Genomic DNA, 14630 nt, shown 5'->3' on the forward strand with positions numbered 1-14630 from the left:
CAACGGCTGGCTCGCCCTCGCCTGGAGCCTCGGCCTCGCCGTCCTCGGCTACCGCTGGTCGATGGCGTCCTTCAAGCGCGACCCGAAGTAGCCGCATGCGCACGGGCCCACCGCCCCCTGCTCGTCCCGCCCGAGGGCGGCGCACTCCGACACCGCGTCGGCGTACGCCGCCCCGTCGGCGTTCCGGGGCCGGAACAGGGCCGTTCGAGCCCGGCTCGAGCAGGGTCGGTGAAGGTCGAGGCCTACGTGGTGCGGTTCGTGGGAGGTAACGATGGGCGACGGGCAGGCCGTACGGCTGCACTGCTTCGCACACGCGGGGGCAGGGGTCTCCTCGTTCTACCGGTGGGACAAGCTCGCCGGCAGCGGGGTGAAGACCACGCCCTGGCTGCTGCCCGGACGCGACGACCGGCGCCGTGAGATCCGGCTGACCGAGCGCGACGAGCTGCTGTCCGACCTCAAGCCGCTGTTCGAGCAGATCGCCGACGAGCCCGGCACCCCCTACGTCCTCTACGGGCACAGCCTCGGCGCGACGATCGCGCTCACGGTCACCCAGGCCGCGCGGGAGTGGGGACTGCCGATGCCCGCCCTGCTGGCCGTCGGAGCCAGCCCGCCGCCGGACGCCCCGGCCGTCTTCGCCGACTGCGCCGAGCTGCCGGAACCGGAACTGCTGGGCATCCTCGACCGGTTCGGCGCGCTGCCGCCCGGCGTACGGCCCGGAGACGTGTGGTTCCGGTCCGTCTTCCCCGTGCTCCGCGCCGACCTCCGGCTCGCCCGCAACCTGCGCGCCGCCGCCACCGCGCCCACCGCCCCCGGACCCGTGCCCGTACCGGTGCTCGCGGTCGCCGGGCGCGAGGACCCCCTCGTCGGCCCCGGGGACGCCGCGGGCTGGAGCCGCTGGACCACCGGAGCGTTCGTCCGGCGGACCGTGCCCGGCGACCACTACTTCGTCCGGGGCGGCGCACTGCCCCGGACGCTCGGCCGGGCCGCACGCATCGTGCTGCGCGGCCACCGCGACCAGACGGGACAGGGGGAAGGGCGATGAGACGAGTCGTCATCACGGGCATCGGGGTCGTGGCCCCGGGCCGTCCGGGCACCAAGGAATTCTGGTCGCTGCTGACCGACGGCCGTACGGCCACCGGCCCCATCACGCTCTTCGACGCCACCGCCTTCCGCTCCCGGATCGCCGCCGAAGCCGACTTCGACCCGCAGGAGTCCGGGCTCACCGCCGAGCAGGCCGGCCGCCTGGACCGGGCCGCACAGTTCGCCGTCGTCAGCGCCCGCGAAGCCCTCGCGGACAGCGGCCTGACCGGCTCCTACGACGCCACGCGCACCGGGGTCACCCTCGGCAGCGCCCTGGGCTGCACCACCGGCCTCGACGCCGAGTACGGCGCCGTCAGCGAGCAGGGCTCCCTGGCACTCGTCGACCACACCAAGGCCGTACCCCACCTGTACGACTACTTCGTCCCCAGCTCGATGGCGGCCGAGGTGGCCCGTACCGTCGGCGCCCAGGGGCCCGTGGCTCTGGTGTCCACCGGCTGCACGTCCGGTCTCGACGCGATCGGCCACGCCGTCGAGCTGGTCCGGGAGGGCAGCGCCGACGTCATGGTCACCGGCGCGGCCGAGGCTCCCATCACGCCGATCACCGTGGCCTGCTTCGACGCCATCCGCGCCACCTCCACGCGCAACGACGAGCCGGCGACCGCCTCCCGGCCGTTCGACCGCACCCGCAACGGCTTCGTCCTGGGAGAGGGGTCGGCCGTCCTCGTCATCGAGGAGTACGAGCACGCCCGCAGCCGCGGCGCGCACGTCTACGCCGAGATCTCCGGCTTCGCCTCCCGCAGCAACGCGTACCACATGACCGGACTGCGGCCCGACGGAGCCGAGATGGCCGCCGCCATCACGGCCGCGCTCGACGAGGCGCAGCTGCTGCCCGAGCACATCGACTACGTCAACGCGCACGGCTCCGGCACCAAGCAGAACGACAAGCACGAGACCGAGGCGTTCAAGCGCAGTCTGGGGCAGCGGGCGTACGAGGTCCCGGTCAGCTCCGTCAAGTCGATGGTCGGGCACTCGCTCGGCGCGATCGGGGCCCTCGAAGTGGCCGCCTGCGCCCTGGCGATCGAACACGACACCGTCCCGCCGACGGCGAACCTGCACGAGCCCGACCCGGCCTGCGACCTCGACTACACCCCGCTGACCGCCCGTCGGCAGCGCACCGACGCGGTGCTGACCGTCGGCAGCGGCTTCGGCGGGTTCCAGAGCGCCATGATCCTGAACAACCCGAACCTGAAGGCGGACCGATGAACACCGCTGTCGCCGTTGCGGGCGTCCGTACCGCCGCGTCCCGCACCGCGGCCCCCGTCGTCACCGGCATCGGCGTCGCCGCCCCCAACGGGCTGGGCACCGAGGCCTGGTGGTCCGCGGTCCTGCGCGGCGAATCGGGGATCCGGCCGGTCGGCCGCTTCGACGCGAGCGGCTATCCGGCGAAGCTCGCCGGGGAGGTGCCCGGGTTCGTCGACGCCGACCACGTCTCCAGCCGGCTGCTGCCGCAGACCGACCGGGTCACCCGGCTCTCGCTCGCCGCGGCCAAGGAAGCCCTCGACGACGCCGGGGCCGACCCCGCGCAGCTGCCCGACTACGCCGCGGGCGTGGTCACCGCCAACTCCTTCGGCGGCTTCGACTTCGGCCAGCAGGAGCTCCAGGCGCTGTGGAGCAAGGGCGGCCAGCACGTCTCGGCCTACCAGTCCTTCGCCTGGTTCTACGCCGTCAACAGCGGTCAGATCTCCATCCGGCACGGCCTGCGCGGGGCCTCCGGAGTGATCGTCTCCGAGCAGGCCGGCGGCCTCGACGCCCTGGCCCACGCCCGCCGCCAGATCCGCAAGGGCGCCCAGCTGGTCGTGACCGGCGGTCTCGATTCCGCGCTGTGCTCCTGGGGCTGGGCCGCCCACCTGGCCGGCGGCCGGCTCACCGACCGGGAGGACCCGGCCCGCGCCTACCTGCCCTTCTCCGAGGACGCGAGCGGCCACGTCGTGGGCGAGGGCGGCGCGCTCCTCGTCCTCGAGGGCGCCGCGGAGGCGCGCCGGCGCGGGGCCCGCGTCTACGGCAGCATCGCCGGGCACGCCGCGACGTTCGACGCCGACGGAACCTCCCGGCTCCGTGCGGCCGCGGAGCTCGCGCTCGCCGATGCGGGCGTGCACCCGGACGAGATCGACGTCGTCTTCGCCGACGCGGCGGGCGAGCGTACGGCCGACCGCGCCGAAGCGGAGGCGATCACCGCGCTGTTCGGCCCGCGCGGGGTGCCCGTCACCGCGCCCAAGTCGATGACGGGGCGGCTCGCCGCCGGCGGCGCGGCCCTCGACGTGGCCGCCGCCCTGCTCACCCTGCGCGACCAGCTGATCCCGCCGACCACCGGCACGGAGCTCCCGGCCGACGACTGTCCGCTGGACCTGGTCACCGGAACGGCCAGCCCCGCCCTGGGGGTTCCGCTGCGGACCGCGCTCGTGCTGGCCCGCGGCCACGGCGGCTTCAACTCCGCCGTCGTCGTCCGCGGCCCCGGCGCCTGACGGGCCCGTCCGTACTTCGACGCAGAACAGAGGGAGACCGTGACTCCACCCACCGCTGAAGCGGCGGGCTTCCCGGATCGGTGGCCAAGCACCGTCGCAGAGGACCAGCCCGGCCCTGTGCAGGACGTTCAGCGCGGTTCTTCGAGCTGTGCCGGTAGGCGTCCCGGCGCTCCTGCAAGGCTCCGTTGTCGAGCGAGCAGTGGTCGGCCACGCCCGGAGAAGGGCTTCCTGACCGGCCGGCGGGCGAAGGAGGAACGTGTGCGCGCGGATCGACGTGACCCTCCCCCTCTCCGTTCCACCTGGTCAGTGCCGACGCGTTCACGCTACCGGCCGTCACTGACAACACAGCGGACTCCGCCGCTTCGCGGCTCCACACCAGAGATTCGACTCCCCCACCGGGTAAACCCGGTGGTCACCCCGAAGGAAGGTCAAATGGACCGGCTGACACTCGACGACCTGAAGCGCATCCTGCGCGAGTGCGCGGGCGAGGACGAGGGCGTCGACCTCGACGGCGACGTCCTGGACCTGAACTGGTTCGAACTGGGCTACGACTCGCTCGCCGTCCTGCAGACCACCGGGTACATCGAGCGCGACTACGACGTCCTGCTCGACGAGGAGGCCATCGACGACGCGGACACCCCGCGCCGCTACCTCGCCATGGTCAACGAGGTACTGGCGGCCAGGGCCGCGGTCTGACCGGTGGGCGAGGAGCTCGACACCGACGTGTGCGTCATCGGTGCCGGCCCCGCCGGGCTGGCCCTGACGCTCATGCTGCTGCGTTCGGGCATCCGCGTGGCACTGGTCGAGCGTTCCACCGGGTTCCGCCGCGAGTTCCACGGCGAGCTCCTGCAGCCCGGCGGCCAGCGCGTCCTGGACGGGCTGGGCGTCCTCACCGCCGCCGCGGCCCGCGGGGCGGCGAGCCTGCGAGGGGTCCAGGTCGTGGAGCGCGGGCGGGTGTCGGCCGACATCGACTACGGCCGCCTGCCCGCCCCGTACGACCACCTCCTCGCCGTGCCGCAGCGGCACGTGCTGCAGGAACTCCTCGCCGCCTGCCGGGGGCTGCCCGGCTTCACCCCGCTCGAGGGGCACCGGATCGCCGCGCTGCTGGAGCGGCGTCCCGGCGGCCGGTGCGAGGGAGCCGTGGTGCTCGGCCCCGGCCGGGTGCCGGTCACCGTGCGGGCCGCGGTGGTCGTCGGCGCCGACGGCCGGTTCTCCCGGACCCGTGCCCTCGCGGGCATCGACGCGGGGCGCTGCGCGTCCTCCGCCCACGACGTGGTGTGGTTCTCGCTGCGCGCACCGCGCCGGGCCACCGGGCGGGTACGCGTGCACCGCGGTCCGGCCGGTGCCGTCCTGGTCCACGACACGCACCCCGACCGGGTCCGGGTGGCCTGGACCCTGCCGCCGGGCCGGGCCCGTGCCACCGGGCGCGGGATCGAGGACATCCGGCGGGATCTGGCCGGGGTCCTGCCGCAGTACGCCGATCTGCTGCACGCCCAGCTCACCCCGGCGGCCGACGTGCGCGTGCTCGGCGTGTTCGCCTCGCACGCCCGGGAGTGGGTGCGCGACGGGCTCGTGCTGCTCGGCGACAGCGCGCACACGCACGGGCCGGTCGGGGCCCAGGGCATCAGCCTGGCCCTGCAGGACGCCACCGCGCTGCACCCCGTACTCGTCGCCGCGCTGCACGCGGGGCAGCCCACCGCCCGGCGGCTCGCGGCCTATCAGGAGCAGCGCTCCCCGGCGGCGTCCGCCGTGCACCGGTCGGAGGCCGCGCAGGGCCGGGCGGTGTCCGGCCGGGGCGTCACGCGAGGTCGTCGCGGGTGACCAGGCGGTGGGAGACCTGCCAGCCGTCGGACGTGCGGACCAGCTCGTCCTCCATCACGCAGACGCGGTGCACCTTCGACTCGCCGCCGCGCGGAGTCAGGTAGACCAGTGCGTAGCTGCGGGTGTGCAGCGAGCCGTCCGGCCGGGGCTGTACGTCGAGCATGCCGAGCCAGTGCCGCATCTGTTCGCCGCCGGCGGCCTGCAGTCCGGCGTTGCGCCGGACGTTCGCGGCGAGGGCGGCGCGGCCGACCACCGGCGCGGGCAGCGTGGGTACGTCGAAGACGGCGTCCTCGGTGAACGTCCGCGCCCACGGCTCGGCCTCGAAGGAGTCGAAGAGCTGCATCTGCCGGGAGTAGAACTGCTGGACCTCCGCGTACACCAGGCCGGGCTCCCGCTCCTGGGACGGGCGGGGGGACGCTTCGGTGGCGATCGTCGCGGTCATCGCGGACTCCGTTCGTTCGGTTTCCCCCAGCCTCTGCGGTGCAGATCGAGCACCCTTCGAGGCTTCCTCAAGCGCCCCTGCCGAGGCTGGGTTTCCGCCGCAGCCGCGGGCCGCCCCCCGGGAGCCTGGAGGACAGCACGATGCCGAAATTCGCGTACCCGGAACTCCCGCTGGACGGCCTGCTGCGGCGGGCGGCGGTCCGCGACCCCGCGGGCCGGGCGATCCGGACCGTGAACAGGGCCGGCACCAAGACCACGGTGACCTTCGCGGAACTGGACGGGCAGGCCGACCGCGTCGCCTCCTACCTGGAGCACACGAGCGGCCGGCGCGGCGCGCGGATCGGCGTCGCCAACGTCCTCGACCCCGTCTTCGCGGCCGTCTACTACGGCACCGTGCGCAGCGGGAACACGGTCGTGCTGGTCAACCCGCTGATCAAGGAGGCGGGCCTGTTCCACGTCCTGCGGACGGCCGCCGTGGAAGTGGCGTTCGTGCCGTCCGCCACGGCCGAGCTGCTGATCAAGCTCGGCGACCGGCTGCCGGACCTGCGCTCCGTCGTGGTGACGGACGCGCCCGACGGGATCGTCCCCGGCGACGCCGTGCCGCTGGCCGCGGCCCTGGACTCGGCGCCGGAGCGGGCGTGCCTGCCGGGAGCCGTCGACCTCGACGGCGACGCGTGCATCCAGTTCACCACCGGCACCACGGGCCGCCCCAAGGGCGTCCGGCTCACCCACCGCAACCTGGTGGCGAACGCCGCCCAGACCGCCGCCGCGCACGACCTCGGCAGCGACTCGGTCACCGTCAACCACCTGCCGCTCTACCACACCATGCACCTCAACTCGGGGATCTACGCGGGCGCCTGCCAGGTGCTGTGCACCGGCCCCGACCCGGTCGCCTCCCTCGCCGTCGCCGCGCAGACGGAAGCCACCCACTACTACGGGCTGCCCGCCCGCCTGCACGCGCTGGCCCGCGACGAGCGGCTCACCGACGGCTTCCCGGCCGGGCGCCACCTGACGGCCGTGCTGTCCGGAGGCACCGCCCTGTCCCCCACCGCGGCCCGCGTCCTGCGCGAGAGCCTGGGCGTGCCGGTGATCCAGGGCTACGGGCTGGCCGAACTCTCCCCGCTCTCCCACTGCCAGGACCGGCGCCACCCGAAGAGCGGCTCCGTGGGCCCCGCCGTACCGGGTACGGAATGCCGCATCGTCGGCGTCGGCACGCGCACTCCGCTCGACGTGTACGCCACCGGCGAGGTCCAGGTCCGCGGGCCGCAGGTGATGGCCGGCTACCTCGACGACAGTGCGCCCTCGCCGGTCGACGAGGACGGCTGGTTCTCCACGGGGGACGTCGGCTACCGCAACGAGGACGGCGAACTGTTCCTGGTGGACCGGCTCGGCGACGTGTTCAAGTACGACAACGAGCTCGTCTCGCCGAGTGCCGTCGAGCGGGTCCTCGGCGGCGACCCGCGCGTCGCCGAGTGCATCGTGGCGGGCTGGCCCGACCCGGTGCACGGCGAGGTCGTCTGGGCCGGCATCGTGCTGCGCGACCCGACCGCGCCCGGCCTCCTCGACGTCATCGACTCCGTCGTGGAGCACGCCAACGTGCGCCTGAACTGGTTCGAGCAGATCCGCCGCGTCGAAGTGATCGACGCCGTGCCGCGCAACCACGTCGGCAAGCCCGAGCGGCGCAACCTGCGCCACAGCCTGCGCAGCCGGGCCGCGGCGGAGGCGGACGCGGCGTGACCCCGCCGCGTCCGCACCCCCCGCGCACTTCATTCCGTACGACCCAAGGAGCGACGACTGTGGCGACGAACGCCGACACCTTCCCGACGGCCGGGGCCCCCCGGGTCCTCGTGGTGGGGGCGGGCCCCGTGGGCCTGACCGCCGCCCACGAACTGGCCCGCCGAGGACTGCGCGTACGCGTCGTGGACGGCGCCCCGGGCCCGGCGCCCACCAGCCGCGCGGTGGCCGTCCACCCGCGGACGCTGGAGACGTTCGACCAGATGGGCGTCGTGGACGGGGTGCTCGCCCGGGGGCGCAGGAACCGGGCCTTCACGATGTTCGCGCGCGGCCGCCGCCTGGTCCGGCTCGAGGCGGACTACCGCTCGATGCCGACCCGGTTCCCGTTCACCGTCGTCATCGGGCAGACCGAGACGGAGGAGGTGCTCCGCGAGGCCGTGGCCCGGCTCGGCGTCACCGTCGAGTGGGGCGTGCGGCTGACCTCTCTCGAGCAGGACCGGCACGCGGTCCGCGCCCGCCTCGAGCACGCCGACGGCTCCACCGAGGAGTACGAGGTGCCGTGGCTGGTCGGCTGCGACGGCGGCCACAGCACGGTGCGCAAGCAGCTCGGGCTCCCGCTGATCGGCGAGTCCAGCGAGACCTGGGCGCTGGCCGATGCGGCCGTCTCCCTCGACCTGCCGCCCGACACCATCTACTGGGCCCACACCGGCAGCCAGGCGATGATGATGGTCCCGTACCGGCAGGAGGGGTACTGGCGGCTGCTCGACACCGCGCCCGCGGGCCGCTCGGAGAGCCCGGCCGAGGCCGCGAAGCGCTTCTCGGAGAAGCTCAGCACCGGGCTCGGCCGCCCGGTGCAGGTCGCCGAGCCCGACTGGACCTCGGTCTTCACCTTCCAGCAGCGCATGGTGCCGCGCATGCACGAGGGCCGCTGCTTCGTGGCGGGCGACGCCGCCCACGTGCACAGCCCCGCCTCCGGGCAGGGCATGAACACCGGCATCCAGGAGGCCTACAACCTCGCCTGGAAGCTGGCCATGACCGCCCGCGGGCAGGCGGGCCGGGAGCTGCTCGCCACGTACGGGCAGGAGCGCGTCCCCATCGGCAAGAAGCTGCTGGGCTCGGTCCGCAAGGCGACGTTCCTGGTGCAGTTCAAGAACACCATGGCCGGTGTGGGGCTGCCGGTCGCCTTCACCTTCGTGCGCAACATCGGGCCGCTGCGCCGGGCCATCCAGCGCAAGGTGCTCGGCGGCATGTCCGGGCTGCTGCTCTCGTATCCCGAGAGCCCGCTGACCACGGCCGACCCGCTGATGACGGTGCCCGCGGGCTCGCGTGCCGCCGCCGCGGCCGGCCGGCACCCGGACGACCCCGGCTCCGAGGAGCTGCGCGGCGAACTGCGCGACATCCGCTGGTCCCTGGTGTGGGCGGCGGGCGGACCGGCCGAGGCGGCACGTGTCGCGGCGGCCGCCGCGGCCGCGCACGGCTCGTGGCTGTCGGTGCGGACGGTCATCAACACCGGCGCCGCCGCTGCCGGCACCGGCACCGGCGGCGGGCCCCGGCCGCTGGCCGACCCCAACGGGCTGCTGCGGCGCTCGCTGGGCCTCGGGCCGGGCGGCTGGGTCCTGATCCGGCCCGACGGCTACATCGCCGCGGGCGGCCCGGAGCTGACCCGGCGCGGGCTGGCGCGCGCCCTGGCACCGCTGGGTACGGCCGCCTCCCTGCCGGACGTGCTGCGGGACGCGGTCAAGCCCGCCCGCACGGTCCCGCGGCCGGTTTCCCGCTTCGCACCGGTCCTCGACCCGGCTTCCACCGCGTCTCCAGAGCTCCCGGACACGGTGGAGACCTCAGCACGGGTCTTGGAGGGAACGAGATGACCACACCGCCCACACCGCAGCCGGCAGCGCCGGGGAAGCCGGTCGCCCTGGTCACCGGCGGCACGAGCGGCATCGGCCTGGCGGTCGTACGGGACCTGGCCCGGCGCGGGTACCGGGTGTTCCTGTGCGCGCGGACCCCGGAGAACGTCAAGCAGACCGTCGAGGAGCTGCGCGCCGAGGGCCTGGAGGTCTCGGGCACCGCCGCCGACGTCCGCTCCCGCGAGGCGGTCGCGGAGCTGGTGGCCGCCGCCGTCGCGGAGTTCGGCCCGGTCTCCGTCCTGGTCAACAACGCCGGCCGCAGCGGCGGCGGTCCGACCGCGGACATCAGCGACGAGCTCTGGTACGACGTCATCGACACCAATCTGAACAGCGTCTTCCTGCTGACCCGGGAGGTGCTCAAGCACGGCGGTCTGGCCGGGGCCCCGTCGGGCCGCATCATCAACATCGCCTCCACGGCGGGCAAGCAGGGCGTCCTGCTGGGCGCTCCGTACTCGGCGTCCAAGCACGCCGTCGTCGGCTTCACCAAGGCCCTCGGCAAGGAGCTGGCGCCGACCGGGGTCACGGTCAACGCCGTGTGCCCCGGCTACGTGGAGACGCCGATGGCACAGCGCGTGCGGGCCGGCTACGCGGCGGCCTGGGACACGACGACCGAGGACGTGCAGGAGCAGTTCGAGGCGAAGATCCCGCTGGGGCGCTACGCGACCCCGGAGGAGGTGGCGGCCATGGTCGGCTACCTGACCACGGACCTCGCCGCGTCCGTGACCGCGCAGGCGCTGAACGTCTGCGGCGGACTGGGGAACTTCTGATGGCGGCCGAGCGGGTGCACCGCACCGTGCACGAGACCGAGGTGGCCGCCCCCGCGGGCGTGGTCTACGGAATGCTCGCGGACGCCGTGCAGTGGCCGCTGTACTTCCCGCCCAACGTGCACGTGGAGCGCCTGGCGTTCGACGGCGTGCAGGAGCGGCTGCGGATGTGGGCGACGGCGAACGGCCGGGTCAAGTCCTGGACCTCGCGCCGCGTGCTCGACGCGTCCGCGCGGCGCATCGACTTCCGGCAGGAGATCCCCGCGGCCCCGCTGTCGGCGATGGGCGGCGCCTGGATCGTCGAGCCGCTGGGCGGCGACCGCTCGAAGCTGACGCTGCTGCACGACTTCTCGGTCGCGGGCGACCGGGCGGAGGACGTCGAGTGGGTCGAGCGGGCCACCGACACCAACAGCCGTGCGGAGCTGGCGAACCTGGCGAAGCTGGGCGAGCGCTGGGGCAGGCTCGACGAGCTCGTGATGTCCTTCGAGGACCGCGTCGGCGTGGACGCCCCGCCGGAGCTGGTCTACGCGTTCCTGGAGCGGGCCGATCAGTGGCCCGAGCTGCTGCCGCACGTCTCGCGGCTGGTGCTCACCGAGGACCTGCCCGGCGTCCAGGTCATGGCCATGGACACGCTCACCGCCGACGGCTCCGAGCACACCACCGAATCGGTGCGGGTGTGCTTCCCGGCGGCCGGCCGCATCGTCTACAAGCAGACCCGCACCCCGGCGCTGATGTCGGCGCACACCGGCGTGTGGACCGTCAGCGGCGGCGCGTACGGCTCGACGGTCACCTCGCGGCACAGCGTCGTGCTCCGCGAGGAGGCCGTCACACAGGTGCTGGGCCCCTCGGCCGACCTCGCGGCGGCCCGCCGGTACGTCCGCGAGGCGCTGGGCCGCAACAGCACCGCGACCATGACGTACGCCAAGCAGCACGCGGAGTCGGCGCTCGCGCGCTGACGCTCCAGGCCGTCTCGAGCGGGGCTCGGGCGGTCGCGGACAGACTCTGGACCAGGTTTGAGGAAGGGATGTGGCGATGTCTGTCCAGCAGGTGCACCGGACGTCGTATGCCGTGGATGTGAGCGCGCCGGCGGGCGTGGTCTACGGGCTGATCGCGGACACGACGCAGTGGCCGCTCTTCCTCCCGCCGAGCGTCCATGTCGAGCGGCTCGACTTCGACGGGTTCCGGGACCGGTTCCACATGTGGGTCACCGCGAACGGCACCGTCCAGTCCTGGCTCTCGAGCCGCACCCTCGACGCGCCGGGGCTGCGGATCGACTTCCACCAGGAGGTCCCCGCCGCCCCCGTCGTCGCGATGAGCGGCAGCTGGATCGTGGAGCCGCGGGGAACCGGCCGCTCGCGGCTGACGCTGCTCCACGACTTCGCGGTCGCCGGCGACCGGCCGGCGGACGTCGAGTGGACCAGGGCGGCCACGGACACCAACAGCCGGGCCGAGCTGGCGCAGCTGAAGGAGGCCGCGGAGCACTGGACGCGGCTCGACGGCCTGCTGCTGTCGTTCGAGGACTCCGTGCGCATCAACGGGCCGGCCGACCTGGTCTACCAGTTCCTGTACGGGGTCGCCGACTGGCCGGAGCGCGTCCCGCACGTCTCCCGCGTCGCCGTCACCGAGAACGATCCCGGCATCCAGCTGCTGAGCATGGACACCGTGACGTCCGACGGCGCGGTGCACACCACGGAGTCCGTCCGGGTGTGCTTCCCGCACGCGGGCCGCATCGTCTACAAGCAGACGGCGACCCCGGCCCTGATGACCGCGCACACCGGCGAGTGGTCCCTGATCCCCGACGAGACCGGGGTCACCGCGATCTCCCAGCACAGCGTGCTGCTGCGGGAGGAGGCCGTCGAGCGGGTCCTGGGCCCCGGCGCCGACCTCGTCCGGGCCCGGACGTACGTGCGCGAGGCGCTCGGCCGCAACAGCACCGCCACCCTCAACCTCGCCAAGCAGTACGCGGAGACCGCCATCCGGACCCTGTAGGCGCGGGGCCCGCCCCCGGCCCGCGCACGCGCTCCGGCGGGACTCCGCCGGGGTATCAGCGGGGCATCAGCGAAACGTGGGAGCCCGCCGCATACTCGACCCCTTTGAAGTGTGACGCCGCCCGGCGTGACGCCGAGACGAGGACGAGGAGGAGTGGATGAGCGTCGCCATGACCGTGGTCATCGCGCCCGGCTCCGCCCCGGCACTGGACCTGCGCGGCCCCCTCGACCGGGACGCCCTCGCCGCGGCCCTCGCCGCGCTGCCCTCGGGCACGCCCACCCTGCGCCGGCACACGGCGACGCACCACACCCTGCACCTGCCCCTGGAGCACTCCCCGGCGGGCACGGTGGCGGACCTGCTGACGACGCCGGGAGCCGTGCCGCACCCGGCACCCGCGCGGCGCCGGGAGCCCGGGACCGCGTGGGAGAGCGCGGGCCCGGGGGACACCGGCGGGCAGGACGCCGCCGCCTCCTTCCCCGGCCCGGCCGGGTACCCCGCGGGCGGGCTCCCCGCGAGTGCGCGCCAGCGCGACGTGCTGCTCGACGTCCTGACCGGCAGGCCGGGCGCCGGCCTGCACGTCGAGCAGCTGCACTGGCGCTGGTACGGGCCGCTGGACACCGAGCGGTTCCACGCCGCCTGGGAGAGCGTCTTCGCCCAGGAGCCGGTGCTGCGGGCCGCGTTCGCCGACCGCGCCCGGACCGACGGGACCGGTACCGCCCCGCGGGTCGACGTGCACCGGCAGGCCTCGCCGCAGCTCGTCCGGCACCGGCACGGATCCGTCGACTGGCACTCCCTGCTGGTGAGCGAGCGGCTGCGCGCCTTCGACCTGCACCGGCCCGCGCTGCTGCGCATCGCGCTCCTGGACGAGCAGTCCGGGCCCGCCGGGCCGACGCGGATCCTCCTGACGTACCACCACGCCATGCTCGACGGCTGGAGCGTGCGCCTGCTGCTGCGCGCCTTCTACCGTGCCTACCTGGCCGAGGGGCGTACCACGGGCGGCGAACGCCGCCCCGACGTGCGCGACCACCTGCGCTGGCTGGCGGGCCGGGACCTCGCCCCGCCGCGCGCTTTCTGGTCCGACGCCGTGCCCCCGGCCGGCTCCCGCACCGTGCCCGGCCCGGCCGCGGCCGGGCTGCCGGCGGGCGGCGGGGCCCGGTGGGGCCACGGGCTCGCGCGCCAGCGGCTGACCCCGGACGAGGCCGCCCGGCTGCGCCGGTGGGCCGCCCGTCTCGGCGCTGCCGAGAGCACGGCGCTGCACGCGGCCTGGGCGCTGCTGCTGTACCGGGCCGGCGGACCGGGCCCGGCGCCCGTGGCGTTCGCCATGGCCGTCTCCGGCCGCGGCATCGCCCTGGAGGGCGCCGCCGGCGTCCCGGCCCCCCTGCGCAACGATCTTCCCCTGCACGTCGACGTGGACCCCGGGGCGCCGGTGGGGCGCCTGCTGGCCGATCTGCGCGACCGGGCCCTGGAGGCGGCGGCGTACGAATGGGTCTCGGCGGGCCAGGTCGGCCAGTGGAGCGGGCGCGTCCTGCCCGGCGACCTCACGGACTCGCTCGTCGCGTTCGAGGCCCCGCAGGGCCCGCCGCCCGTCCCGGACGGCCGGGACCCGCTGTGGAGCGAACTCGACGCCGAGGGCGTGCGGGTGGACCTTCCGCAGGCCGTGGGCCCGCACACGCCCCAGCCCATCGCCATCAGCGCGCACCACGACGCGGACGGCGCCCTGCTGCTGACGGCGGTCAACGACCGGGCCCGGATCGCGGACCCCGAGGCGGCCGCGGTGCTCGCGCAGACCGCGCAGCTGCTGCGCGCCTTCCCGGTGCTCGCCGAGGACGGCACGACCCGGGTCGGCGAGATCCTGCAGACCCTGGCGGACGTGCCGGTGCCCGGTCCGGTCGCGGCCGGTCCGGTCGCGCACGACGGCGGTCTGCGCACGCTGCGCGCGGCCGCGCGGCCCGGCGCCGGCACGATCCTGCTCGTACCGCCGCCGACCGCGCCCGAGGCCTGCTACGACGCGCTCGCCGAGGCCTATCCGGGCCCGGAGGCGCTCACCACGGTCACCGCCCCGGCCGACACGGCGTCGTGTCTGGCCGCGGTGCGCCCCGCGCTCGCGGCCGGCGAACCGCTGCTCCTCGGCTGCTTCTCCGGGGGCGGGAGCGTCGCCTACGACGTGGCGCAGCGCATCGCCGCCCACGGCTGGCTGCCGCCGCTCGTGGCCATCGCGGGTACCGCGGACGGGAGTTCCGCCTCGGTGCGGGACCTCGCGCGCACGCTTGCGGCCGCGGCCGAGCAGTCCGCCTGACCCCGGGGCCCCCTCCCGCACCCCTCCGGCCCCGCCGGCGCCCAGGCGCTTCCAGCCCGCCGACGTTTGAGGCGGAACCAGCCTCGCCGGTACCCGGGGCACCTCCAGCCGCGCC

General features: G+C 74.9%; 12 protein-coding genes. 11 read left to right on the top strand and 1 reads right to left on the bottom strand.

Annotated features, from left to right (window positions below):
- Nucleotides 1-271: 271 nt before the first annotated feature.
- The 5 genes from ACZ7H1_RS33235 to ACZ7H1_RS33255 all read left to right on the top strand — a co-directional run bounded on the left by ACZ7H1_RS33235 (nucleotide 272) and on the right by ACZ7H1_RS33255 (nucleotide 5384).
- Nucleotides 272-1042: a thioesterase II family protein gene (locus ACZ7H1_RS33235; protein ID WP_470791754.1), complete on the top strand. Its 771-nt coding sequence runs from the start codon at nucleotides 272-274 to the stop codon at nucleotides 1040-1042.
- Nucleotides 1039-2304: a beta-ketoacyl-[acyl-carrier-protein] synthase family protein gene (locus tag ACZ7H1_RS33240; RefSeq protein ID WP_470791756.1), complete on the top strand. Its 1266-nt coding sequence runs from the start codon at nucleotides 1039-1041 to the stop codon at nucleotides 2302-2304. Before ACZ7H1_RS33235 ends, ACZ7H1_RS33240 begins: the two co-directional genes overlap by 4 nt.
- On the top strand, nucleotides 2301-3563 hold the full coding sequence (locus ACZ7H1_RS33245) for a ketosynthase chain-length factor (protein ID WP_470791757.1): 1263 nt from the start codon (nucleotides 2301-2303) through the stop codon (nucleotides 3561-3563). Before ACZ7H1_RS33240 ends, ACZ7H1_RS33245 begins: the two co-directional genes overlap by 4 nt.
- A 432-nt stretch (nucleotides 3564-3995) precedes the next feature.
- Nucleotides 3996-4259 carry an acyl carrier protein gene (locus ACZ7H1_RS33250; protein ID WP_470791759.1) on the top strand — a complete coding sequence of 88 codons (264 nt, stop codon included), beginning with the start codon at nucleotides 3996-3998 and terminating at the stop codon, nucleotides 4257-4259.
- Between the two features lie 3 nt (nucleotides 4260-4262).
- The gene (locus tag ACZ7H1_RS33255) at nucleotides 4263-5384 is read left to right on the top strand and encodes an FAD-dependent monooxygenase (RefSeq protein ID WP_470791761.1); all 1122 of its coding nucleotides are present in this window, start codon (nucleotides 4263-4265) and stop codon (nucleotides 5382-5384) included.
- Here the strand turns inward: ACZ7H1_RS33255 and ACZ7H1_RS33260 are convergent.
- Nucleotides 5362-5826, bottom strand: coding sequence for a nuclear transport factor 2 family protein (locus ACZ7H1_RS33260; RefSeq protein WP_470791763.1), 465 nt, complete (start codon nucleotides 5824-5826; stop codon nucleotides 5362-5364). The two genes, ACZ7H1_RS33255 and ACZ7H1_RS33260, sit on opposite strands and share 23 nt — an antisense overlap.
- Nucleotides 5827-5966: 140 nt before the next feature.
- Here ACZ7H1_RS33260 and ACZ7H1_RS33265 point away from each other — a divergent pair, with 140 nt between their 5' ends.
- The 6 genes from ACZ7H1_RS33265 to ACZ7H1_RS33290 all read left to right on the top strand — a co-directional run bounded on the left by ACZ7H1_RS33265 (nucleotide 5967) and on the right by ACZ7H1_RS33290 (nucleotide 14515).
- Entirely contained in the window at nucleotides 5967-7562 is a 1596-nt protein-coding gene (locus ACZ7H1_RS33265; RefSeq protein ID WP_470791764.1) for a class I adenylate-forming enzyme family protein, read from the top strand.
- A 59-nt stretch (nucleotides 7563-7621) separates the two neighbouring features.
- Nucleotides 7622-9427 carry an FAD-dependent oxidoreductase gene (locus tag ACZ7H1_RS33270; protein ID WP_470791765.1) on the top strand — a complete coding sequence of 602 codons (1806 nt, stop codon included), beginning with the start codon at nucleotides 7622-7624 and terminating at the stop codon, nucleotides 9425-9427.
- Nucleotides 9424-10233 (top strand): SDR family NAD(P)-dependent oxidoreductase, encoded by an 810-nt coding sequence (locus ACZ7H1_RS33275; RefSeq protein WP_470791767.1) that lies wholly within the window; start codon nucleotides 9424-9426, stop codon nucleotides 10231-10233. Before ACZ7H1_RS33270 ends, ACZ7H1_RS33275 begins: the two co-directional genes overlap by 4 nt.
- Nucleotides 10233-11186, top strand: coding sequence for an aromatase/cyclase (locus ACZ7H1_RS33280; protein ID WP_470791768.1), 954 nt, complete (start codon nucleotides 10233-10235; stop codon nucleotides 11184-11186). The genes ACZ7H1_RS33275 and ACZ7H1_RS33280 overlap by 1 nt, the downstream gene beginning before the upstream one ends.
- Before the next feature lie 76 nt (nucleotides 11187-11262).
- Nucleotides 11263-12219 carry an aromatase/cyclase gene (locus ACZ7H1_RS33285; RefSeq protein WP_470791770.1) on the top strand — a complete coding sequence of 319 codons (957 nt, stop codon included), beginning with the start codon at nucleotides 11263-11265 and terminating at the stop codon, nucleotides 12217-12219.
- A 157-nt stretch (nucleotides 12220-12376) separates the two neighbouring features.
- On the top strand, nucleotides 12377-14515 hold the full coding sequence (locus tag ACZ7H1_RS33290) for a condensation domain-containing protein (protein WP_470791771.1): 2139 nt from the start codon (nucleotides 12377-12379) through the stop codon (nucleotides 14513-14515).
- The last annotated feature ends 115 nt before the right edge of the window (nucleotides 14516-14630 follow it).

Source organism: Streptomyces sp. NPDC037401 (assembly GCF_055602345.1).